Consider the following 21,713-nt stretch of genomic DNA (forward strand, 5'->3'; position numbering starts at 1 on the left):
GCCCCAAGCACACCCTCGTTCCACAGGCCTTTGCCTAACCGGCGCGCAGGGCCCTCTACTCACTAGACGGCCCGCGCAATCGTCCTCCGGCCAATAGCGCGTCCCGAGCGTTCGCTGGGGCGCAGCCCCAGACCCGGCGCCGCTGCGCGCCGCATGGGGGAAGCTCCACATCCCCCAAACCCCCAGGGCAGGGATCGTTCGCCACTTTCCCTGCACCCAAAGGCGCCCATCCGGCGGACCGGGGGAGACCTTCGCCATTCTCCCCGGACCCTCTCGGCGTCCTTCCGACGGATCGAAGAGGCGCTCGCCACCCTCTCTGAACTCTCCCGGCGCCTCCGGCGGGTCGAGAGGGATGTCACCCCTCTCGACGCTCTCCCCTGCATCCGCGCGATCTGCCCGCAGGCGAGCGATCAATGGGTCGTGGGAGGGGAGAAGGCCTCGGCGCATGTCTTGCTTGCGTGCAGCGTCTTTGACGCACGCAATCAAGCCAAGCCCCGAGGCCGCGTATCGGGGTTTGTGGTGAGGTTCCGCGCGTCGTTTTTCTTTTCAACGACACGAGGCACTCATGCTCCACGACCGATACCTTCGGCTGCTTCCCGGCGGCCAACTCAAGCCCGGCGATATCTTCCTGATGCGCTTCCCCTATGGCTCCGACCGCAAACGTGATGGCGAGTTCGACATCCCGCCCGGCACGCGTCCTTGCTTGCTCCTCTCGCGCGGGCTGATCGGCGATGCACCGATGAACATCGTCGCGCCCGGTGTCAGCCCGGAGGGCCGGTTGCTGCGGGAAGATGACATCGTCATCGCCGATGACGACCAGGCGGCCGCCTGTGGGCTTTATCGTCCCACCATGTTCCGCGCATCGCATCGGCTCTTCATCGCGACCGGGTCCGACCTGTTCGAGCGCAATGCTCGTATCGGGCGCCTGGGTCCGGCGCAGCGCGAACAATTCGAGGCGGTCGAGACGCTGCTCACAGCCGCACCGCGTGAAGTCCGATCACGGCTGAGGGCGCGCGTCGCAATCTACCGCCCGAAACCTCTCATCCAACCTTAAGGCGCGCCGCCGATCGGGGCTGTAGCGTCCGTCCGCCTTCTCACCGAGGCGGACGGATCTTGCAGCCCCGCTTCGTCTCCTGACCCCCAATTTTCTTCGAAAGATCACATATGACTCATGATAAACACCCGTCTGAACTCACCCCCGAAGAGCTTCGCAAAGAGCGTAGTGTGCTCGCAAACGTCGTTCACGGAGCGACTGCGACGCCGCCCCCGAAAGATCTCGAGAATGCGCCGCTTCTCGACGATTGGTTGCTCTTCACCGGTTTCGAAGACATCTCGCTGATCGGACGATTGACGGAAGCAAACGGCCGCACCCGAACGCTGATCACGCGAGCTCTCATCGCGCTCGATGACGCGCTCGAATGGGCCTACCTCGAAGACGGATACATGCGGCTCGGACCGCGTTTCTCCGTCGAAGAGGCCCCGCCGCATCTTGCGATGCGCGCCGTCGCGACAGATCTGAGAGAGATCCACACGCAGCTCGAGGGGCAAGCATATTGGGCGCAGAAGGCGCTCGATGCGCTCGGCGAGATGCGCTGCGATGCGTGATCGCGAATTTGCGAGAAATGATCCTGACGGGATCGGCTGAACCGCAACCGCTGCGGCCCCTCGATGAGGGCCGCAGCGCCCGCAGTTCAGTTTGAAAAGGATGTCCGATGTTTCAGAAACCGAGCCTGATCGACACTGTGAACACCATGGCGCGCGAGGCAATCGACGCTCTCGATGCGCTGCCAGCTGACGCTCTCCGGGGAGCAGAGCGCGACCGGGATTATTGCGAGCGACTCGTGATCAAGGGCGACGTCTTAGTTGAGGATTTTCGGGAGGTGGGTGCGAAGATTCTGCGCCACCTTGCGCGGATTGAACCCGAAGAACGATTTGCACGCGAACTCGACAGCGCGATGCGTCGACTGCGCGACGCAATCAATGGCTCGTATCGCGTTTCTCTGGGTCTCGGCGCCGAGCGCGCGACCAGCTTCCAGCGAGCCGCATGATGAAGATATGACGCCGAACGGCGTAGAAGAGATGGCGGTGGTAACCCGCCTGGGCGCGCCAACAAATCCTTTCCGCATATGCTCCACACTCAACCGAAACCGGCGCGTCCACACTCCCTCCAATCCAAGCGTCGCTGCGTTCAAGGCTGTTGGTTTGCGCGATGCTTGGCGCGTAACTACTCTTAGAACAAGACGCGATCGGTCCTTTGCGAACCTTGGACTGCGCCATTGAAAACGTCGGCTTTGGTCCTTGCTAGAGCTGACAACCCAAATTGCCGCCGGTGAAGAGAATGCAGACGCTCGCCATAAACTGCGTAAGAGCTCACCCGTTTGCGCTATATTTTCTTCGTGCACGGAATGTGTTACTCCATATCGATGAGAACATTCTTTATCGCTTTTGTTCATTGGTTTGCAGAGAGACTAAGCGTTTCAGCTGCTTTTTTGGAACGGGTAGGCCGGTCCGCAGAAACGCAGTCAAAATTCGTGAATCTTGCGCCAACAGATGAGGCCGATGAAGCAGGTGTCTACGCCGAAGCCATTGGATTCGCCATTAATGACACTAAGGTCAAGAACATCGCACTTACCGGGCCCTATGGCTCCGGGAAGAGCAGTATTATCCAATCCTACTTGAGCAAGCACCGACCTAAGGCTTTGCACATATCTCTGGCCACGTTCACTACAGATGAAGGTGCGGTTAGCAAAGATGTCACCCGTCAAGAAATAGAGAGAAGCATTCTTCAGCAGATGCTATACGGCGCTGACGCGAATAGGCTACCTTTATCACGTTTCAAGAGGATTCAGTCCCCTGGTTTTTGGTCAATTTTCACCTCCCTATACATGGTGCTTGGCGTAGCATCAATTTTTTACGTATTTCATTATCGAGACGACGTCCTTAGTGGCGCATTCTTCGATCCATTCGCTTTTGGTAACTGGGTTAACTTAAGTATTTTCACGATCGCTTCTGTCTTTCTGTGGACAGCTTTTCATCACTTCTACGTGGCTAGCTTTGGCGTATCACTCAAAAGCCTATCCCTGAAAGATATCGAGATACGTCCTGCTGCTGAAGATCAAGAATCTATTTTAAACCGTCACTTGGATGAGATCATCTATTTCTTCCAATCAACTTCCTATAATCTGGTGATTATAGAAGACTTGGATCGTTTCAACGACTCAGAGATATTCACTACGCTGCGTGAGATAAACAGTTTGGTGAACGAAAATGCAGGTGTGAAACGCACCATAAGGTTTCTCTATGCCTTGCGCGATGACATGTTCGCAAACACGGATCGAACAAAGTTCTTTGAGTTTATCATACCAGTTATTCCGATCATCAATTCTTCAAATTCCATTGACATGGTCTTGAAACAAGGCAAAAGGCTAGCGCTCGACAACCGTCTTAATCGTCAGTTCATCAGAGAGGTGTCAAGATATCTTAACGATCTTCGGTTAATACAAAACATATTCAATGAGTATGCGATATATGTTGCAAACCTCGAAGCAGACGAGGATAGTTTGCTTGACGCAAACAAACTATTAGCGGTCATAATATATAAAAATGTACACCCGAAAGACTTTGAGCAATTACACCGCGGGGAAGGTAAATTCGCTCAGATATTACGTCACCAAGAAGACCTGGTTCGGTCTGGAGAAGCGACTTACAAAGCAGAGATCGCCCAACTCGAAAAAGAGATCAACGCTGCAGATCGTCAGACCCCGTTAGATCTAAAAGAATTGCGTCAAATATACGCTATGGCCTTTATCGAGAAGCTTCCAGCTAGCATCATCAGCATTCGGGTGGAAGGGCAAACGCCAGTCCTACTTTCGCAGCTTCCTGAGCATAGTGCCTTAGAGCAATTGATCGACGCAACACGCATCAGCGGTCGCAATCAACACAACCAAAATATTCAATTCGATATTTCTAGCGTTCCAGACAGCGTTGCTCCCGGAAAGTCCTATCAGCAGCGCAAAAGAGAGATCGAGAGAAAAGCAGCTGATTACAAGAACAATAGCTTACACAGGATCAACGAGCTTAGGTCGAAGATCGCATCTCTTCGTACAACTAAGCTAAATGAACTTTTGCGGTTGAACGCTAGTGATATTGGTCACCTCTTCGACGGCTTTAAGGAAAACGGAGATCTTGCTCGGTTTTTGATCTTGGAGGGGCATTTAGACGATACTTACTATCAATATACGTCTCTGTTCCACTCCGGTCGCCTTTCACCAAACGACAACAAATTCCTGATCCAGATACGCGCGTTTGTCACTCCTGAGCCGGATTTTCCTGTCGACAACCCAAGAGAAGTCATCGCGGCAATGCGTGACGAAGATTTTGGACAAACGTATATCCTTAACGTGAATCTCGTTGACTGCCTGTTGAGTGACCCGAGTCGCTACCCAGAACAAGTTCAGAGGTTTATTGGATTAGTCTCTTCGGATTTCGATGGCTGTGAAGGCTTCTTCGATGCCTACTATACCAGCGGTAGCCATGTCACAGCGCTGCTAGCCAGGCTCGCGGCAACTTGGAAGGGTTTCGTCTCAGCTGTTATCGCCAGTCCCAATAATCTCAGTCATGTTGCGGAGCTTGTTGTGAGGCTACCTGTCAGTTCACTTGAGAGACTCGCTAGCGATTTTGAAAGTCTACCTCACTTTGTAGCTGAAAACCTGCAGGCGATTCTCTCACGAAGTCCTGAGCTGGAAGCTGACCACCTTCAGGCCCTCAACTTTGAAGTCAAAGATCTTGCAGCAATTGAAGAACATTCGGATGCTTTACAAACAATGTGGAAAGCAGGTCTGTTCGAGCTTACCATTGAAAACTTCGATTATGCATACAGCTCGCTCTTAGGAGAAACGGATCTGCGGCCGTTGCACGAGAAAAACTTCACAACGATTCGTTCTTTGAAAAACCCGATCCTACTGAATAGGGTCGAGCGAGACTTCGATAGCTACATGCGCCAAATCGTGTTAGAGCTCCCAGAAAACTCAATGGAGGACGAACCAGCTATTCTTGATGTGGTTCGCCGGGAGACGATCTCCCAAGATGTTCTGAGTGAATTTCTTGAGCGGCAATTCACTCAACTTCCCTCCTTAGACGGCGTGCCAGAAAGCCTGTACGCCATATTTTTCCATCTAAATTCAATCGAGCCATCTTGGGTGAATTGTCTTTCGTTCCTCGAGAGCAAGGGGTTTGAAGCGGAGCGGCTGATCGAATATCTCGACCGTGACGACGTGCAATCAGCTATCTTGAAACACCCTATACCGGATGACTCGGAAGCAAAAAAGCTGCGTCTCTTTCTCGTTCGCGCGGGCTCTCTGTCTGATGCTGCATACACCGAGTACGTTCGGGCGTTGCCGCGACAGTTTGAGTTTGTTCCGGAGGAAATCGATCAATCCAAAATTCGGATATTGATAGAAGAAAAAAAGCTCGTATTCACTACTGCAGTTTTTGACGCGCTTGCTGAGAAAGGCGATCTGCAGGTGCAGTTCGTCGCTAACAACATAAAGGCATATCTCGCGGATTCAGCCGAATTTTCACTTGATGATGATTTCCGGGAGCAGCTTCTGAAAACTGGCATTGATCAAGCTTCCAAGGGTGAAATTGTCAAGATGATGGACCTGACTGCGCTCGCAAGCCGACCTGACCGATCAGCTCTCATTGGACCTATCATCGCTGGTGCAGACGTCAGTTTGTTCGACCTTAATGCAGATATTGTTCAGGCCTTGATAGACGGTTCAAAATCCACAACAACGCAAATCTCTTTACTGAACAAATGCTATACTCTGTTAACGAACGAAGAGTTGCGCGTTGTGTTGGCCAAGCTACCGAAACCATATTCCGAAATTAAGACTGGTTACGGTATTCCGCGATTGAAAAACACCCGCGAGAATCTCGAATTGGTCAGGTGGCTTGACGCGCGAGGCATCATTTCCTCTTGGAGCGAAGGCGGTCTCTTCTCAAACGACATAAGAGTGAACCTTTACCGCAGCTAGTTCGCGTCCAGTGAGCTTGGCAAACTGCGAGAGTAAGCTAGGCCGATGAATATTGGCTCAATAGGCTCTCAAGGTACAAAGCGGTCAATCTAGCTCAACGCAAAGAAGAGCTGCTTCCCGCACTGTATTGAGCAGGTCTCAATCCTGAGATGAACGCTCCGGCGAGCTCACATTGAACTTGAGTTTCTTGTTGTCCGTCTTGAGGCGAAAATTTCAGTTTTTTAGTGGTCGCGTTTCCGCGCTCTGACCGATGAACCCAGCTTCCTTAGTAGGACACCGATACTAAGGAGCTTACCATGCCATCCGCCCCCATTACCGCCGCCAACGATACGCTCGATGAAGCGACGACAGTGCCACTAGCCTGCAACGCGATTGCGCGGCTGCTGGCGCGCGCTGTTGTTCGGGATCTCGCGAATACGATCCCCGCCAACAGCCCCGCCGCGCCTCAGAAGGAGACAGCACAATGACGAAACGTGTCGCAATCTATGCCCGCTACAGCTCGGGTCTCCAGAAGCAGACTTCGATCGACGATCAGGTCGCGATGGCGGAGCGGTTTGCCAAGGAGCGCGGATGGGTGGTGACCCATCGTTTCACGGATTACGAGAAATCCGGACGCAACACGCGCCGCGAAGGTCTCCAGGCGCTGTGCGCTGCGGTCAACGCGCGGCAGGTCGATGCGATCGTCATCGAAGCCGTCGACCGCCTCACCCGCAAGATCGCGGACGCGCTCAATCATTACGAGCTGTTCCAGTTCCAGCAGGCCGAGCTTTACTCTGTCGCCGAAGGTCAGCAGGACTTTTTCAAAGTTCTGATCAACGCGCTCGGCGCGCAGCTTTATGCGCAGATGATCGGTGAACACACGCGCCGTGGCATGGTGCAGGGGCTCACCCGGAAACGGCTTCACACGAGCGCTTACGGCTACCGCAAGCGTGACGGCGACGACGGGCTCAACCGCGAGATCGACCCCGAGGAGGCCGAAGTTGTGCGCCGCATCTTTCGCGAGTTCGCGGACGGGCATTCGACCCAGGCGATCATCAAGCGGCTGAACAAAGACGGCATTCCTGCGCCGCGCGGCGGCACATGGGATATCAGCACCGTCCGAGGCAACCCGGCACGGTTCGAAGGCATGCTGCGCAATCGTCTGTACATCGGCATCGCAAGCGTCGCGAAAACCTCACGCCGCTACCATCCGGAAACCGGGAGCAAGGAGGTCTTCGAAACCCCGAGTGCGGCCACGGAGATCGAGATCCCGGCGCTGCGGATCATCGATCAAGACCTGTGGGAGCGAGTGGAGGGGCAGCTTGCGATCCAAGCCGCGAAGACCCGAAGCAAAGGCAACCCCGTAGGGGCCCGGCGCAGCAAGCATCTTCTGAGCGGTCTGCTGGTCTGCGGCTGCTGCGGCGCGACTTATGTGAAAGTTGGCCGAACCCATTTCGGATGCCGTGAGGCGCGCAAAGGCGCGTGCGATAACAAGACAACTATTCACCGCGACCGGATTGAGGCGCGTGTCTTCGCGAAGCTCCGTGGTACCTTTCTGACATCGGAGCTGGCCGCAAGCTTCGACGCCGCGCTCAAGGCGGAGTACAAAACGCTGGCAAACGATCAGGGCACAGACACCGTATCGCGGCTCGAGCGACGTCTTAAGAAAGCGCGCACGAGCCGCCAGCGCATCTTCGATGCGATCGAGCAAGGCGCACCCTACAGCGCTTACAAATCGCGCGCGGAGGACCTTGAACGCGAGATCGCCGATCTCGAAGCCGAGTTGTCTCAGCATCAGGAGACCCGCGCGGTCCTGCCGCAACTTCCGACCGACAGTGCTACGCTCTTTGCCCGCGCGGTGCAGGAACTCGAGACACTGCTCGCCGACCCCGAACTTGTTCACCAGGCCAACGAACATTTGCGAGAACTCATAAGGCGGGTCGAGTTGAGACCCGCCCCTGATGCACCCGATGCGCTTGCCGCCGAGATCGTTTCTGATCTCGGCGCTTTGCTTTCCGCCGGGGGTGTTACGCCGAGTATCGTCGATATTTTCAGTGCCAAGCGGCAACTATCGGTTAGGCAGGGGGCGCTGCCCCCTCGGCCTGACGGCCTCACCCCCGGGATATTTGCGCCAAGGCGAAGGGAGAAGGGTTAAAACGGCACGTCGTCGGCATCGGCGGCGGGCACGACGAAGCTCGACAGCAGACGCTTCTCGCCCGCCTTGTCGAATTCCACGACGAGCTTGTCGCCTTCCGAGCCCATCACCTCGCCATAGCCGAACTTCTTGTGGAAGACCCGGTCGCCGATCTCGTAATCGCTCTCGCCCTTGGCGTCGATCACCATATGGCGGGCCTCGCGCGGTTGGCTGGTCCCGCGCGATTGCGCGTTCTGCAGCCGCCGCCAGCCGGGCGAATTGTAGACATCGGCGCGCGAGACGCGGTCTTCCATCGCCGAAGACCCGCCGAAGCCGCCCCCGTTCATGCCACCACCGTAGAGGCCCGGAGGCGTCAGCACGTCGATATGGGCGGGCGGCAATTCGTCGATGAAGCGCGAGGGCATCTGGCTTTGCCATTGGCCGTAGACGCGGCGGTTGCCTGCGAAGGAAATCGTGCACAGCTCCTCGGCGCGGGTGATGCCGACATAGGCCAGGCGGCGCTCCTCCTCGAGGCCTTTCAACCCGCTTTCATCCATCGAGCGCTGCGAGGGGAACAACCCGTCCTCCCAGCCCGGCAGGAAGACCACGGGGAATTCCAAGCCCTTGGCCGCGTGCAGCGTCATGATCGAGACCTTCTCCTCGGTCTCGGCCTTGTCGTTGTCCATGATCAGCGCGACGTGTTCGAGGAAGCCCTGCAGATTGTCGAACTGCTCCAGCGCCTTGACGAGTTCCTTGAGGTTCTCGAGCCGCCCGGGCGCTTCCGGCGTCTTGTCGTTCTGCCACATCTCGACATAGCCGGATTCCTCGAGGATCCGTTCGGCCAGACGCACATGGCTGAGGTCATTTGCAGGCGAGACGCCATCCTCGGCGGGCTCGATCAGCAGGTCGTCATCTTCGGCCCGGGTCACGGCGGTCGCGGGCGAGGCCTGCACGACCTCCTCATGCCAGCGCGCGACATTCTCGACGAACAGCCGCAGCTGCCCACCCGCCTTGCCCGACAGCGCGCCTTCGGCCACCAGGAGCCGCGCGCCGTCCAGAAGGCTCAGCCCGTTCTCGCGCGCGGCGACCTGAATGCGCTGCTGCGCCTTGTCGCCAAGGCCGCGCTTGGGCGTGTTGATGATCCGCTCGAAAGCCAGATCGTCATCAGGGGAGGTCACGAGGCGGAAATAGGCCATCGCGTCGCGGATCTCGAGCCGCTCGTAGAAGCGCGGGCCACCGATGACGCGATAGGGCAGACCGATGGTCAGGAAACGGTCCTCGAAAGCGCGCATCTGATGCGAGGCGCGCACGAGAATGGCCTGCGAATTCAGGCTGATCGGCGGATTGCCACGAGTCCCGCGCTGGATCGCCTCGACCTCCTCGCCGATCCAGCGGGCCTCTTCCTCGCCGTCCCAATGGCCGATCAGGCGCACCTTTTCGCCACCCTCGGCCTCGGTCCAGAGCTCCTTGCCCAGACGGCCCTCATTGGCCGTGATCAGCCCTGAGGCGGCAGAGAGGATATGCGCGGTCGAGCGGTAATTCTGCTCCAGCCGGATCACCGCGGCGCCGGGAAAATCCTTCTCGAATTTCAGGATGTTGCCGACCTCGGCGCCTCGCCAGCCATAGATCGACTGGTCGTCATCGCCCACGCAGCAGATGTTCTTGTGCCCCTGCGCCAGAAGCCGCAACCACAGGTACTGCGCGACGTTGGTATCCTGATACTCGTCGACGAGGATGTATTTGAACCAGCGCTGATATTGCGCAAGCACATCCCCGTGGGTCTGGAAGATCGTGACCATGTGCAGCAGCAGATCGCCGAAATCGACCGCGTTGAGCGTCTTCAGCCGCGCCTGATAGGCGGCGTAAAGCTCGGAGCCGCGATTGTCGAAAGCCGCCGTCTCGCGGCCCGACACCTTCTCGGGCGTCAGCGCCTTGTTCTTCCAGCCGTCGATCAGCCCCGCTAGTTGCCGTGCGGGCCAGCGCTTCTCGTCCATATTCGCCGCCACGATCAGCTGCTTGAGCAGCCGGATCTGGTCGTCGGTGTCGAGAATGGTGAAATTCGACTTGAGCCCCACCAGTTCGGCGTGGCGACGCAACAGCTTCACGCAGACCGAGTGGAAGGTGCCAAGCCACGGCATCCCCTCGATCGCACCGCCCAGGTGGCGGCCCACACGCTCTTTCATCTCGCGCGCGGCCTTGTTGGTGAAGGTCACCGCCAGCACCTCGTTCGGGCGCGCGCGGCCGGTGTGGATCAGATGCGCGATCCGCGCGGTCAGCGCCGAGGTCTTGCCCGTGCCCGCGCCTGCCAGCATCAAGACCGGCCCGTCGAGCGTCTCGACGGCCTGGCGCTGCTGGGGGTTCAGTTTCTCGAGATACGGCGCGCTCCGCGCTTGCATGGCGCCCGCCATGGCACGTTGCGACAGGCTCGCAGCCCCTTCATACGGATCGTCGTCATCAGCCCAATTCATGGGAGGCAATCTAGCGGTTCGGCCTTCAGAGGGAAAGGGGCATGTTCGGCATCTGTTCGCCTAACGTAAGCTTCAGCGCCCGTCTTCGCTCTTGCGAAAATATCCCGGGGGCCCGCAGGACGGGGGCAGAGCCCCCACCCGTTCTCAGCCCTGATGGATCAGCGTGGCGAACAGCTTCGGATCGACGCTGGCCGATGCGAAGGTCTCGCCCTCGGTCAGCATCGCCACGGCGTCATGGCTGTGCAGGCTTTCCTGATGGCTGGCGACGATGCGGAAATCGCCGATACGGGCATCCGCCAGAAGGCGTTCGGCAAAGGCGCGCACGGCATCCTCGACGAAGATCGGGTTGGCGGCGTTCAGTTCGGCGAAGGCCTGTTCGTCCTCGCGCTTGACCATGACCTGCGTCTCGGTGGGCACGGCGGCGCGGGCGAGATCGATCATATCCTCGAACCACAGCACCTCGCCGGGCTCGACCACCGCCGAGATCCGCGCGACGGAGCGCTGCGAATGGGGCGTCGCCAGCTGGCCGCGGCTGGCGCGGGCATGTTCGGACAGCTCCAGCGAGCATGGGCAAGTGGAGGAATAAACGTAGTCGAGGTGGATCACCTTGGTGCGCACCCCGGCCGTCTCGATCAGTTCCAACGCGATATCGTAATACTGCCAGCCTTCCAACCCGGAGCGCAGCGAGGGCCGCTTCACCGGGAAGGAGACCCGCATCATCAGACGGGCGTCGAAGCTCTCGAGATCATCCATGTAGTCGTCGAGCGCGGCTTCCATCACCTCGAAGGAGAAGGTCTTCTCCGCATGGACGTAGAAGCTGCGCATCACGCGGGACATATTGATGCCCTTCTTCTCCGCTTCGAGGCTGACCGTCCCGGTGACCGAGGCCTCCAGCGTCAGATCGCCATTGTCGCGGGTATGGAAGCGCACCGGCAGGCGGAAATTCGAGATGCCGACATGTTCGATCCGGGTATGGGCGCCCACGATCAGCGAGGACGGGCCGTTCTGCAGGTCGGGCATCGTCGCCTTGTAGGTCTCGTCCGCCTCGAAATCCGCGTCATAGTCGCGGCTCAGATCGGGATAGTTCGAGACCTCGTGCCCCGGCAGCAGCCGCGCGATCGCCGGATCGAGCTGTGCGACCTCGACCGGATCGGCCTTCGCCGCCCATGCGCGCAGCACGTCGAGCGCGGCGCGCGCGTCGTCATTGTCGGGGGTCTCGATCCTGCCTTGCACGTTCATATCCTGTCCTCCGGTGCGCCCGGTCCCGCCAGATATGGGGTTTTTGAGGGCGATGTCCAAGACAATACGCCGGTTCGCGGCAATCGGTTCACCCCGTTCAGGCCGCGTCGAGCGCCCCCTTGATGTCGGCGATCAGATCGCCCCCGTCCTCGATGCCCATCGAAATGCGGATCAGACCGGGGGTAATCGCGATCGCCTCCCGCTCCTCTTCCGACAGATTCTTGTGGGTCGTCGTCGCCGGATGGGTCGCAATGGATTTCGCATCGCCGAGGTTGTTCGAAATCGACACGATCTGCAGCGCGTTGAGGAAGCGGAACGCCGCCTCCTTGCCGCCTTTCAGGTCGAGCGCGAGCATCGTGCCGCCCGAGCCCATCTGCTCCATCGCCAATGCATGTTGGGGATGATCCATCAGGCCGGGATAGACGGTGCGGGCGAGTTTCTCATGACCTGCCACGGCGCTGGCCACGGCCGCCGCGTTGGCCGCCTGCGCGCGCACCCGCAGATCGAGCGTCTGCAACCCGCTCAGCAGAACCCAGGCATGGAACGGGCTCATCGCGCCGCCGGTGTGCTTCACGTAAGTTTCCAGCGGACCGCGGATATACTCTTTCGAACCCAGCACGACACCGCCGAGCACGCGCCCGCCGCCATCGATATGCTTGGTCGCGGAATAGACGATCACATCTGCGCCAAGTTCCACCGCACGCGAGAAAATCGGCGAGGCGAAGACATTGTCGACCACCACCATCGCGCCGCCCTCATGGGCGATTTTCACGATGCCTTCGACATCCATCACCTCGAGGCCGGGGTTCGAGACGCTCTCGAAGAAGCAGACCTTCGTCTCGGGACGCATCGCGGCGCGCCACGCGTCGAGATCGGTGCCATCGACCAGCGTCACATCCACGCCGAAGCCCTGCAGCACTTTCAGCACATGCAGGCAGGACCCGAACATCTGGCGCGCGGCCACGATGTGATCGCCCGCCTTCACGAGGCAGGTCAGCGCGCCGTTGATCGCGGCCATGCCGGAGGCGCAGGCGAAAGCGTCTTCGGTGCCTTCGATCGAGGCCATCCGGTCTTCGAACATGCGCGTGGTGGGGTTGCCGTAGCGCGCATAGATGAACTCATCGTCGGAGGCGTTCAGGAACCGTTGCTCGGCGGCTTCGGCCGAGGGGTAAGCGAAGCCCTGCGTCAGGAACATCGCCTCGGCCAGTTCGCCATATTGGCTGCGGCGGATGCCGTCATGGACGAGTTTGGTGCGGGTCTTGCGCTCGGTCATCGGTGCCTCCTGCGGCGGTCTGTCGCGGCTTGGGCTGCGATAGCGCGCAGGCGGCGCTGGGTCAACGCATAGCGGCGATGTCACGATCGCACAAAACGAATGCGTACCGTCGCTGCAGGCTCACGCGAGGGCATGGGAACTTTCCGACGAAAAGCCGCGTTCGGATTAGAACATCAACCCGCGCCTGCGCTCCTCCCCCGAGGCCCAAATGCCGCTTCTCAAGGTCCATGCCAGCTCCGAGCTGCCCGCCGATGTCATCGCTCAGGCGCGCGCGCTGCCGGAAGGTGCCCCGGTCGTCTTGATGATCCACGGCTACGGCTATGCGGCGGGCGTCGAGGGGCGCGATCCCTATCAGCATATCTTCGCGATGGAGCCGAGCTTCAATCTGCATACCGCGATCAGCTGGCCGCGCGCGCTCGGCTTCGACGGTAGCAATCCCGGCGAGGGGTTGGGGATTGCGTTCAGCTGGCAATCGACGGGACGCCTCACCCGGATCTACGACATGGCCGAGATCGCCGCCCAGCGCCTTGCCCGCCTGATCGGCGCGCTGCATGCCGCGACCGGGCGTCCGGTGGGCATCATCGGCCATTCAATGGGCGCGCGGGTCGCGCTGCGCGCGCTGCGCCATGCCCATGCAGGGCAAGTGGCGCGGATGGTTCTGCTGGCCGCCGCCGAGTTTCAGAGCCGCGCCGAAGAGGCGATGGCGAGCCCTGCAGGGCGCAGCTGCGAGGTGCTCAACGTCACCAGCCGCGACAATGACCTGTTCGATTTCCTGTTCGAGTGGGGCGTTGCAGGCGGGCGCGAGCGGTCTTTGGGAAATGGCCTGTCGCAGCCGATGCGCAACTGGCTCGATCTGCAGATCGACGCGCCCGAGGTTATCGGGGTTCTCGAAGACCTCGGCTATCCCGTCGCCCCGCCCGCGAAACGCGTCTGCCATTTCGCCTGCTACATGCGCGAGGGGCTGTTCGACCTCTATCGCCAAGTGCTGCGCCAGCCCGACCGGCTGCCGCTTCCCTTTCTCGCCGAAGCACTACCTAAGGCGCAAGACCCCCGCTGGTCGCGCCTGTTTGCGCGTCCGCGCACACCGGGTTTCGCATTGCCCTCGTTCCAGCGTGCGGCAAAGTAGAGCGGAACCTGCCGCCTAACCTGACGGAGACCCCATGATCGACCTTTATTATTGGCCCACGCCGAACGGCTGGAAAATTTCCATCGCGCTCGAAGAGATGGGCCTGCCCTACGAGACTCACCTGGTGAATATCGGCAAGGGCGAGCAATTCGAGCCGGAGTTCCTGAAAATTTCGCCCAACAACCGGATGCCCGCGATCATCGACCGCGACGGCCCGGATGGCGAACCCGTCTCGATCTTCGAGAGCGGCGCGATCCTGCAATATCTCGCCCGCAAGACCGGCCAGTTCTACGGCGAGACCGAGCGCGACCGGATCGCCGTCGACGAATGGCTGTTCTGGCAGGTCGGCGGGCTGGGCCCGATGGCCGGTCAGGCGCACCACTTCCTGAAATACGCGCCCAAGCTCGAGCCGTCGCAGGACCTGCCCTATGCGAAGGATCGCTACCGCGCCGAGACGGGGCGGCTCTATGGCGTGATGGACCGCCGTCTGGCCGAGACCCGCTACCTCGCGGGCGATTTCTACTCGATCGCGGATATGGCGTCCTGGGGCTGGGCCTCGCTTTGGGAAGGGCAGGAGCAGACGCTCGACGACAAGCCGAACCTGAAGCGCTGGCTGGACGAGGTCGGCGACCGCCCGGGCGTCAAAGCGGGCCGGGCCCTGTCTGCCGATGAGCGCAGCGATAATTCGAGCCGCGAAGCGCAGAAGCATCTTTTCAAGCGCTGAACGCCGGACCCAAGACATGAAAAAGGGCGCCTCACCGGGCGCCCTTTTGCTTTAGTAGTCAGGACCTGCTCAGTTGATCGTCAGGTCCAGTGTGATCTCGCAGTTCAGAAGCTTCGAGATCGGGCAGCCTACCTTGGCGCCCTCGGCCGCCTTGCGGACGGCCTCTTCGTCGCCGGTGCCCTTCACGGTCGAGGTCAGCGCGGATTTCTTCACCACGAAGCCGTCGCCCTCCTTGTCGAGCGAAATTTCCGCCTTGGTGTCGATCACGACATCCGAGACGCCAGCCTGCTCGAGCTGCAGCGACAGCGCCATCGAGAAGCAGGACGCGTGAGCCGCGCCGATCAATTCCTCGGGATTCGAACCGGGCTCATCCTCGAACCGGGTGTTGAAACCGTAGGGCTGCGACTTCAGCGCGCCGCTCTCGGTCGAAATCGTGCCTTTGCCGCCCTTGATGGTACCTTCCCAATGGGCCGATGCGTGCTTGCGGATCATGAATCCCTCCTATGCGTTGCATTCGCGGAGACAACGAGACGGAAAGCCAGTTGTTCCGCCTCAGCGCCCGCGCCCCACTAGCCTATCATATTCCTGAATGGCGAAGCGGTCCGTCATCCCGGCCACGTAATCGAGTACGACCCGCGCCAGCGCCTGCTTCGATTCGGGCCGGGTGCAGTCGCCGCCAAGGATGCGTGCGCGGGAGACTTCCTCCTGCCATTCCTCGGGCAGAAGCTCCGGGCGTTCCATGAACAGCGGGAACAGCGCGTTGATCATTTCGGTCACGCGCTTGCGCTCCACCACCACGGAGGGCGCGCGATACATGCGCTCGAACAGGAATTGCTTGAGCACCTTGAGGCTTTGATAAAGCGGCTTCGAGAAGCGGATGATCGGCCCGTCCATCTGGCGGATATCGTCGACCGATTGCGGGCCGAGCGAGGTCAGCCGGTTCTCGGCCACCGCGATCACGTCTTCGACCATCACGCCGAAGACCCGGCGCAGCGCCTCGTGCTGGCGGCGCGTGCGGTCGAGACCGGGATGCAGCTTGTCCACCTCGGCGAAACAGGCCCCGATCACCGGCAATTCGCACAGATCGTCCTCGTCGAAGAGCCCCGCACGCAGGCCGTCATGCAGATCGTGGTGATTATAGGCCACGTCATCGGCTACCGCTGCCACCTGCGCCTCGGCGGAGGCATTGGTCTCCAGCTCCAGATCCCAGGCCGCATCGACCTCGGCCAGCGCATAGGGCAGCTCCTCGCGGCTCGGGAAGCTGTGCGAGCCGCCCTTATCGGAAATCGCAGGGCCGTTGTGCTTGGCGATGCCTTCCAGCGTCTCCCAGGTCAGGTTCAGCCCGTCGAAGCCCGCGTAATGCTTCTCCAGCTTTGTCACGATCCGCAGCGCCTGCGCATTGTGATCGAAGCCCCCATAGGGCTTCATCAGCTCGGCCAGCGCGTCCTCGCCCGTATGCCCGAAGGGCGGATGGCCCAGATCATGTGCCAGCGCCACCGCCTCGGCCAGATCGGTGTTCAACCCCAGCGTCCCCGCGATGGTGCGCGCGACCTGCGCCACCTCGATCGTGTGGGTCAGGCGCGTGCGGTAATAATCGCCTTCATGTTCGACGAAGACCTGCGTCTTGTGCTTGAGCCGTCGGAAGGCCGAAGAATGGATAATCCGGTCCCGATCGCGCTGGAACGGCGAGCGGAAAGTGGACATGCTTTCGGGGTGAAGCCGCCCGCGGCTCTCGCCGGGCTGGCAGGCATAGGGCTTGAGCACTGGTAAAACCTCGTCTTGTCGGCACGCTTCGGCCCTCCTATATCTCGGATGTGACGGAAATACAGGCCCCGTGGGGTCAGGAAGGCCAATCCGATGCAACTCCCTCCGAAAGTAACCGAACGCGCCTTTGCGCGTCTGGCGGAAATCAATGAAGGTCGCGAGGCGCCGCAGGCGCTGCGCGTGGCCGTCGAGGGCGGCGGCTGTTCCGGTTTTCAGTATGATATCAAGCTCGAAGAGACGCCCGCAGGCGACGACATCGTGCTTGAAAGGCGCGGGCCAGAAGGTCCTGATCGACCCGGTCTCGCTGCCCTTCCTCGAGAACGCCACGATCGACTTCACCGAAGAACTGATCGGCGCGCGCTTCGTGATCGAGAACCCGAACGCGTCGAGCTCCTGCGGCTGCGGCGTCTCCTTCGCGATGTAACGACGCAGGCGATGCGCCCTGCCAGATGGCGCATCCTCGCTTCCTCTTGGGATAAATATCCCCGCCGGAGGCTCCCTTCCTCCGGCATCACTCCTCCAGTGGCAATTTGCGGAAATCGAACCCGTCTTCCAGCGTCGGCTTGATCACGTCGAAATAGGGCGAGAGATCGAAATCGCGCGGCGTGAACAGGGACGAGTGCCGGATATGCAGGATTTCACCCTGACTGTCGGCGCTGCCCATCTCGATATCGGGCAGGATCGGGTAATGGACCGAATGAAACGCCTCTGCGATCACGGTCGAGCAAATCGCCCGCGTCGGATCGCCCGATCCCAAAGCGAGCATCCGCCGCCGAAACCGATGCGGCACGGGTGGGCGCGGCAGAAGATACCGCACGAGGTCGATCACGTTCTTCAGATCGTATTGCCGCCCGACCGCGCTCTGCATGTAGTCGATCACCTCTTCGATCCGGTCGTGCCCAAGCCCCACGGGGCGGCAGATACGCGTGTTGAGATGCGCATAGGCCGCAAGCCCCGCGATCCGCACGCCCGCCTCCAGATCGGCCTCGATCAGCTCGCCGCCGGGCGGACCGCCCGAATAGAAGGCCGCATGCGACCATGTGGAATGGGTGAGATATTTGATCGCCGCCGATATCCGCCGATCGCCCTCGACCAGAAGCACATCGCCGGGACGCAGCGTGGCGCGTAGCGCGCGGGTCGGGATCACGCCGAAGGGCTGGTAGAAGCGGGTCTGCTTTTGCAGAAACCGCGCCATTCTCTTGCCGGACATCCGAGACAGCTGCGCCATGATCTCCTCCTTGCTCAGAGGTAGGTCTGGCGCGCGCTGCCGCACAGCTCAGGCGCAAAGATGTGATTTTCGTTACCTGGCGCGCGATACGCCTGCGCTCATTTCGGCGGCAGCGGCCCGCCCATATCGAGCCCGGTATCCATCGCCGCCGCGCGCGCCTTCTCGATCCGCGCCCAAAGGGTGGGGTCTTCCTCGCCCTGCGGCCAGACCCCCGTCAGCGCAAAGCGGAAGCGCGCGGAATGGCGCGCCTCGCGCTCGATCCGATCGATGAACTCCGCACCATTTTCCGCCACCAGATCCTCCAGCGGCCCGGCGGCGAGCATCACCACCTGCCAGATCGTCGTAGCCCCCGTCAGCGCCTTGCGGATGAAGGTCCAGAGCACCTCGGGATATTCGCGCAGCTCGAAGACGCACAGAACCGACCACGGGAACTCCTCGCCCTCGGGCTCCTCGGCATTGTCGGCAAGCCACAGATCGACCAGCGCCTCGACCGTGCGCACGTCGTCCGGAGCACTGGCCTCGTTGCACAGAATCGAGACGAGTTCGGGGGGCAGCGGGGTCGTCATTGCATCATTTCCTTGGTCGCCGACAGCGTCACGCCCTCATAGTCGCGCTCGACCCGGTCGATGTCCCATTGCAGGCGCGTGAGGAACACCACGTCGCCGTCATGGTCGTAGGAGATGTGCTGTTTGTTGGCGTTGACCAGCTTCTCGACCGCCGCCTTGTCGCCCAACACCCAACGGGCGGAGGTGAATTGCGAGGCCTCGAAGCGCACGGGGATGCCGTATTCCTGCTCGATCCGGCTCGCCAGCACCTCGAATTGCAACGCGCCCACGACGCCCACGATGAAGCCCGAGCCGATCGCGGGCTTGAACACTTTCGCAGCGCCCTCTTCGGCGAATTGCATCAGCGCCTTCTCCAGATGCTTGCCCTTCATCGGGTCGGTCGCGCGCACCGATTGCAGCAGTTCCGGCGCGAAGCTCGGGATGCCGGTGAAGCGCAGCGCCTCGCCCTCGGTCAGCGCGTCGCCGATACGGAGCTGGCCGTGGTTCGGAATACCGATGATGTCGCCGCCCCAGGCCTCTTCGGCCAGTTCGCGGTCGGCGGCGAGGAACAGAACCGGGTTCGACACTGCCATCTGTTTTTTCGAGCGCACATGCAGCAGCTTTTGCCCGCGCGTGAAATGGCCCGAGACGAGCCGCACGAAGGCCACGCGGTCGCGGTGCTTGGGGTCCATATTCGCCTGCACCTTGAACACGAAGCCCGCGACTTTCTTCTCCTCGGGGGCCACATCGCGCTCGGCGGATTTGAAGACCTCCGGTTCGGGACCGAATTCGCCGATCCCGTCCATCAGCTCCTTCACACCGAAGCTGTTGATCGCCGAGCCGAACCAGATCGGCGTCAGGTGCCCTTCGAGGAAGCTCTGGCGGTCGAAAGCGGGCAGCAGCTCGCGCGCCATCTCGACCTCTTCTTTCAGCTTCTCGAGCTGATCGGCGGGCACATGCTCGGCCAGTTTCGGATCGTCGAGACCGCTTATCTTGATCGATTCCGCTACCTTGTTGCGGTCGGCGCGGTCCATCAGCTCCAGCCGGTCGTGCAGCATGTCGTAGCAACCGAGGAAATCCCGGCCCATCCCGATCGGCCAGCTTGCCGGGGCCACGTCGATCGCGAGGTTTTCCTGGATCTCGTCGATGATCTCGAACGTATCCCGGCTCTCGCGGTCCATCTTGTTACAGAAGGTCAGGATCGGTAGATCGCGCAGACGGCAAACCTCGAAAAGTTTCCGGGTCTGGCTTTCGACGCCCTTCGCCCCGTCGATCACCATGATCGCCGCATCGACCGCCGTCAGCGTCCGGTAGGTATCTTCGGAGAAATCCGAGTGGCCGGGCGTGTCGACGAGGTTGTAGCGGAAGTCGCGATACTCGAAGGACATGGCCGAGGCCGAGACCGAAATCCCGCGATCCTGTTCCATCTTCATGAAATCCGAACGCGTCCGCCGTGCCTCCCCCTTGGCACGCACCTGTCCCGCCATCTGAATGGCGCCGCCGAAAAGCAGGAACTTCTCGGTCAGAGTGGTCTTGCCCGCATCCGGGTGCGAGATGATCGCGAAGGTGCGGCGACGGGCGATTTCGGGCGGGAGCGCGGGACGGTTCATCATGCGCGCTCGTTTAGCCTGCCCGCGCGCGCCTTGCAATCGCGGCGATGGGGGCTCCGGGGCGGGGCATGCAGATCGGGGCTCTGCCCCCGCGCTGACGCGCTCCCCCGGGATATTTCGACCAAGGCGAAGGTCTATCCCGCGCGCCCTTCCTCTTGGCGGAAATATCCCGGGGGTGAATTGGCGCAGCCAAGAGGGGGCAGCGCCCCTCGCTCCGTCTGGCTTAGCTCACCAGACCCGGCACCGGCAGCCCCGCCGATTGCCAGAGCAGCACGAAATTCAGCCCCAGCACGATGAGCGCGCCCAGAACGGCAAACCAGAACAGCGGCCCGCGCAGGGCGAATTTGCCCATGATGTCGCTGCGCCGTGCGAAGATCAGCAGGGCGATCATCGGGACGGGCAGGGCGATCGACAGCACGACCTGACTCATCACCAGCGCGTCGGTCGTGTTCACCCCCAGCCAGACGACGACGAAGGCGGGCGCCATCGTGATGACCCGGCGCAGCCAGACCGGGATGCGCCGGCGGATGAAGCCCTGCATGATCATCTGCCCTGCCATCGTGCCGACGACCGACGAGGAAACCCCCGAGGCAATCAGCGAGGTCAGGAAGGCTGCCGCCGCGAACCCACCCAAGAGCGGCGTCAGCGTGTGATAGGCGGTCTCGATCTCGGCGACTTCGGAATGGCCGGCATGGAAGGCCGAGGCCGCCATGATCACCATCGCCATATTGACCATGCCTGCAATCGCGAGCGCGATGATCACCTCGCGGTTGGAGAACTTCACCAGCCGCGCCTTCTGCACCGGATCACGCGTCAGAGCGCGGTTCTGCGTCAGGCCGGAATGGAGGAAAATCGCATGCGGCATCACGGTCGCGCCGATGATGCCCACCGAGATCGTCAGCGCCGTCGCATCGGGCATTGAGGGCGCGAACATCCCCGCCACGGCCCCGGACCAGTCGACGGGCGCCACGAACATCTCGGCGAGGTAGCACGCCCCGATCAGCGCCACGAGCGCACCGATCACGATCTCCATCGGGCGGAAACCGCCGCGTTCGAACATCAGGATCGCATAAGTGACGACGGCGGTGACGCCCATCCCCCAGATCAGCGGCCAGCCAAACAGGAGCGAAAGCCCCAACGCGCCGCCCAGAAACTCCGCCAGATCGGTCGCCATCGCCGCGATCTCCGAGACGATCCACATCGCAATCGTCACAGGTTTCGAGAAATTCTCGCGCGAGAGTTCTGCGAGGTTCTTTCCGGTGACGATACCCACGCGCGCCGAGATCGCCTGAAACAGCATCGCGATGAGGTTCGCGCCCAGCACGACCCATAGCAGAGCATAGCCATAGCCCGCGCCCGCCTGAATATTCGTCGCGTAATTGCCCGGGTCCATATAGGCGACCGAGGCGATGACGGCTGGCCCGAAGAACAACAGATACCCGCCGCGCCGGTTGCCCGACAGCACGGCCTCCATCGCCGTGCGGGTGCGGCTCGTCATGTTTTCCTTGCGGGTCAGTTCAGTCATGGGGGGCCTCGTCGATGCTGCTCCTGCGAAATGTAGCCTTGGCTACAAGATTCGCAAGTGGCT

17 protein-coding genes and 1 pseudogene are annotated in these 21,713 nt (G+C 60.8%); 9 read left to right on the top strand and 9 right to left on the bottom strand.

Annotation, left to right across the window (positions count from 1 at the left end; all coding sequences use genetic code 11):
• Nucleotides 1-565 precede the first annotated feature (565 nt).
• From AKL02_RS06850 to AKL02_RS06875, 6 genes are all read left to right on the top strand, one after another.
• Nucleotides 566-1,054 (top strand): hypothetical protein, encoded by a 489-nt coding sequence (locus tag AKL02_RS06850; RefSeq protein ID WP_083074974.1) that lies wholly within the window; start codon nt 566-568, stop codon nt 1,052-1,054.
• 110 nt (nt 1,055-1,164) lie between these two features.
• Complete coding sequence (locus AKL02_RS06855) at nt 1,165-1,605, top strand: hypothetical protein (RefSeq protein WP_133051916.1); 441 nt, start codon at nt 1,165-1,167, stop codon at nt 1,603-1,605.
• A gap of 107 nt (nt 1,606-1,712) precedes the next feature.
• Nucleotides 1,713-2,048, top strand: a complete 336-nt coding sequence (locus AKL02_RS06860; RefSeq protein ID WP_083074980.1) for a hypothetical protein — start codon at nt 1,713-1,715, stop codon at nt 2,046-2,048.
• 375 nt (nt 2,049-2,423) lie between these two features.
• Complete coding sequence (locus tag AKL02_RS06865; protein WP_083075570.1) at nt 2,424-6,035, top strand: YobI family P-loop NTPase; 3,612 nt, start codon at nt 2,424-2,426, stop codon at nt 6,033-6,035.
• Between the two features lie 296 nt (nt 6,036-6,331).
• A complete protein-coding gene (locus tag AKL02_RS06870) occupies nt 6,332-6,502 on the top strand; it encodes a hypothetical protein (protein WP_165756914.1) in 171 nt (56 codons plus the stop codon).
• Nucleotides 6,499-8,169, top strand: a complete 1,671-nt coding sequence (locus tag AKL02_RS06875; RefSeq protein WP_083074982.1) for a recombinase family protein — start codon at nt 6,499-6,501, stop codon at nt 8,167-8,169. The genes AKL02_RS06870 and AKL02_RS06875 overlap by 4 nt, the downstream gene beginning before the upstream one ends.
• Here AKL02_RS06875 and AKL02_RS06880 read toward each other — a convergent pair.
• The 3 genes from AKL02_RS06880 to AKL02_RS06890 form a co-directional block, all read right to left on the bottom strand.
• On the bottom strand, nt 8,166-10,616 hold the full coding sequence (locus AKL02_RS06880; protein WP_083074985.1) for an ATP-dependent helicase: 2,451 nt from the start codon (nt 10,614-10,616) through the stop codon (nt 8,166-8,168). The genes AKL02_RS06875 and AKL02_RS06880 overlap by 4 nt on opposite strands.
• A gap of 144 nt (nt 10,617-10,760) precedes the next feature.
• On the bottom strand, nt 10,761-11,855 hold the full coding sequence (gene folE2 / locus AKL02_RS06885; RefSeq protein WP_083074987.1) for a GTP cyclohydrolase FolE2: 1,095 nt from the start codon (nt 11,853-11,855) through the stop codon (nt 10,761-10,763).
• 97 nt (nt 11,856-11,952) lie between these two features.
• Entirely contained in the window at nt 11,953-13,128 is a 1,176-nt protein-coding gene (locus AKL02_RS06890) for an aminotransferase class I/II-fold pyridoxal phosphate-dependent enzyme (RefSeq protein WP_083074989.1), read from the bottom strand.
• A 208-nt stretch (nt 13,129-13,336) separates the two neighbouring features.
• On the opposite strand from AKL02_RS06890, the gene AKL02_RS06895 reads away from it, so the two are divergent.
• Both AKL02_RS06895 and AKL02_RS06900 read left to right on the top strand, forming a co-directional pair.
• On the top strand, nt 13,337-14,254 hold the full coding sequence (locus AKL02_RS06895; RefSeq protein ID WP_083074990.1) for an alpha/beta fold hydrolase: 918 nt from the start codon (nt 13,337-13,339) through the stop codon (nt 14,252-14,254).
• Between the two features lie 34 nt (nt 14,255-14,288).
• On the top strand, nt 14,289-14,978 hold the full coding sequence (locus AKL02_RS06900) for a glutathione S-transferase N-terminal domain-containing protein (RefSeq protein WP_078546524.1): 690 nt from the start codon (nt 14,289-14,291) through the stop codon (nt 14,976-14,978).
• 69 nt (nt 14,979-15,047) lie between these two features.
• Here the strand turns inward: AKL02_RS06900 and AKL02_RS06905 are convergent, their stop codons facing one another.
• Both AKL02_RS06905 and AKL02_RS06910 read right to left on the bottom strand, forming a co-directional pair.
• Entirely contained in the window at nt 15,048-15,470 is a 423-nt protein-coding gene (locus AKL02_RS06905) for an OsmC family protein (protein WP_083074992.1), read from the bottom strand.
• 60 nt (nt 15,471-15,530) lie between these two features.
• Nucleotides 15,531-16,742 carry a deoxyguanosinetriphosphate triphosphohydrolase gene (locus tag AKL02_RS06910; protein ID WP_075774417.1) on the bottom strand — a complete coding sequence of 404 codons (1,212 nt, stop codon included), beginning with the start codon at nt 16,740-16,742 and terminating at the stop codon, nt 15,531-15,533.
• A gap of 93 nt (nt 16,743-16,835) precedes the next feature.
• Here AKL02_RS06910 and AKL02_RS06915 point away from each other — a divergent pair.
• A pseudogene (locus tag AKL02_RS06915) lies at nt 16,836-17,166 on the top strand (HesB/IscA family protein).
• Between the two features lie 87 nt (nt 17,167-17,253).
• On the opposite strand, the gene AKL02_RS06920 reads toward AKL02_RS06915, so the two are convergent.
• From AKL02_RS06920 to AKL02_RS06935, 4 genes are all read right to left on the bottom strand, one after another.
• Complete coding sequence (locus tag AKL02_RS06920; RefSeq protein WP_078570209.1) at nt 17,254-17,970, bottom strand: C40 family peptidase; 717 nt, start codon at nt 17,968-17,970, stop codon at nt 17,254-17,256.
• Between the two features lie 98 nt (nt 17,971-18,068).
• Nucleotides 18,069-18,536 carry a DUF6869 domain-containing protein gene (locus tag AKL02_RS06925; RefSeq protein ID WP_083074994.1) on the bottom strand — a complete coding sequence of 156 codons (468 nt, stop codon included), beginning with the start codon at nt 18,534-18,536 and terminating at the stop codon, nt 18,069-18,071.
• Nucleotides 18,533-20,128 carry a peptide chain release factor 3 gene (locus tag AKL02_RS06930; protein WP_078519478.1) on the bottom strand — a complete coding sequence of 532 codons (1,596 nt, stop codon included), beginning with the start codon at nt 20,126-20,128 and terminating at the stop codon, nt 18,533-18,535. Before AKL02_RS06930 ends, AKL02_RS06925 begins: the two co-directional genes overlap by 4 nt.
• 220 nt (nt 20,129-20,348) lie before the next feature.
• On the bottom strand, nt 20,349-21,650 hold the full coding sequence (locus tag AKL02_RS06935; RefSeq protein ID WP_083074996.1) for an Nramp family divalent metal transporter: 1,302 nt from the start codon (nt 21,648-21,650) through the stop codon (nt 20,349-20,351).
• Nucleotides 21,651-21,713 lie beyond the last annotated feature (63 nt).

Origin of the sequence: Thioclava electrotropha, from assembly GCF_002085925.2 — a bacterium.
GTDB lineage: Bacteria > Pseudomonadota > Alphaproteobacteria > Rhodobacterales > Rhodobacteraceae > Thioclava > Thioclava electrotropha.

Bases quoted from the DNA above. Each gene is read 5' to 3' on its own strand.
- AKL02_RS06850 (WP_083074974.1), top strand. From the start codon at position 566: ATGCTCCACGACCGATACCTTCGGCTGCTTCCCGGCGGCCAACTCAAG.
- AKL02_RS06855 (WP_133051916.1), top strand. From the start codon at position 1,165: ATGACTCATGATAAACACCCGTCTGAACTCACCCCCGAAGAGCTTCGC.
- AKL02_RS06860 (WP_083074980.1), top strand. From the start codon at position 1,713: ATGTTTCAGAAACCGAGCCTGATCGACACTGTGAACACCATGGCGCGC.
- AKL02_RS06865 (WP_083075570.1), top strand. From the start codon at position 2,424: ATGAGAACATTCTTTATCGCTTTTGTTCATTGGTTTGCAGAGAGACTA.
- AKL02_RS06870 (WP_165756914.1), top strand. From the start codon at position 6,332: ATGCCATCCGCCCCCATTACCGCCGCCAACGATACGCTCGATGAAGCG.
- AKL02_RS06875 (WP_083074982.1), top strand. From the start codon at position 6,499: ATGACGAAACGTGTCGCAATCTATGCCCGCTACAGCTCGGGTCTCCAG.
- AKL02_RS06880 (WP_083074985.1), bottom strand. From the start codon at position 10,616: ATGAATTGGGCTGATGACGACGATCCGTATGAAGGGGCTGCGAGCCTG.
- folE2 (WP_083074987.1), bottom strand. From the start codon at position 11,855: ATGAACGTGCAAGGCAGGATCGAGACCCCCGACAATGACGACGCGCGC.
- AKL02_RS06890 (WP_083074989.1), bottom strand. From the start codon at position 13,128: ATGACCGAGCGCAAGACCCGCACCAAACTCGTCCATGACGGCATCCGC.
- AKL02_RS06895 (WP_083074990.1), top strand. From the start codon at position 13,337: ATGCCGCTTCTCAAGGTCCATGCCAGCTCCGAGCTGCCCGCCGATGTC.
- AKL02_RS06900 (WP_078546524.1), top strand. From the start codon at position 14,289: ATGATCGACCTTTATTATTGGCCCACGCCGAACGGCTGGAAAATTTCC.
- AKL02_RS06905 (WP_083074992.1), bottom strand. From the start codon at position 15,470: ATGATCCGCAAGCACGCATCGGCCCATTGGGAAGGTACCATCAAGGGC.
- AKL02_RS06920 (WP_078570209.1), bottom strand. From the start codon at position 17,970: ATGGCGCAGCTGTCTCGGATGTCCGGCAAGAGAATGGCGCGGTTTCTG.
- AKL02_RS06925 (WP_083074994.1), bottom strand. From the start codon at position 18,536: ATGACGACCCCGCTGCCCCCCGAACTCGTCTCGATTCTGTGCAACGAG.
- AKL02_RS06930 (WP_078519478.1), bottom strand. From the start codon at position 20,128: ATGATGAACCGTCCCGCGCTCCCGCCCGAAATCGCCCGTCGCCGCACC.
- AKL02_RS06935 (WP_083074996.1), bottom strand. From the start codon at position 21,650: ATGACTGAACTGACCCGCAAGGAAAACATGACGAGCCGCACCCGCACG.